Annotated in this window: 1 protein-coding gene; it reads right to left on the reverse strand. The window is 50.4% G+C overall.

Annotated features, from left to right (window positions below):
- Positions 1-32: 32 nt before the first annotated feature.
- Positions 33-516: integrase core domain-containing protein (locus PORUE0001_RS09820; RefSeq protein WP_007365394.1), on the reverse strand; the 484-nt coding region annotated here is incomplete at its 5' end.

The raw sequence follows: 516 nt of genomic DNA on the forward strand, positions 1-516 counted from the left end.
ATTTTTGTTATTCCTGTGAGTGTACTCATCTGTTAGTTTTGCTCCTGCTGGGGTACACGACTTGTGGTCGTCTTTACTGCGGAGGTACACAAAGATAGCTCTTTGTTGGGAGTTGGGCGGCATGGGCTCGGAGTTTTGAGGCTCGGAGCTGTTGGTGAATCGTTTTTAGATATCTGGTTCTTAGGCGGTTGTGTGGTTAGAGGGTTGGGGTAATCTGGTATGAGCATCTGCATCGGAGTCTTCTTGTTGAGGGCTCGATGAGGACGCGCTGTGTTATAGAGAGCAATCGTTTGCGAGAGGATCTCCCGAACTTGATCTATGGGCTTATCCTCGAAGTTGTAGAGCCAGTCGTTCTTGATGATTCCGTTAAGTCGCTCAGCCATAGCGTTGTGGAGAGGGTTGCCGGTCTGGGTAACGCTGGTTACGATGCCTAGGCTGGCCTCGTAGTCGGTCATCTGCTTGGAGACGTATTGACAGCCTCGGTCGCTATGGAAGATGAGTCCTTTGAGGTCAAAG

This window comes from Porphyromonas uenonis 60-3 (genome assembly GCF_000174775.1).
In the GTDB taxonomy this organism is placed as follows: Bacteria; Bacteroidota; Bacteroidia; order Bacteroidales; family Porphyromonadaceae; genus Porphyromonas; species Porphyromonas uenonis_A.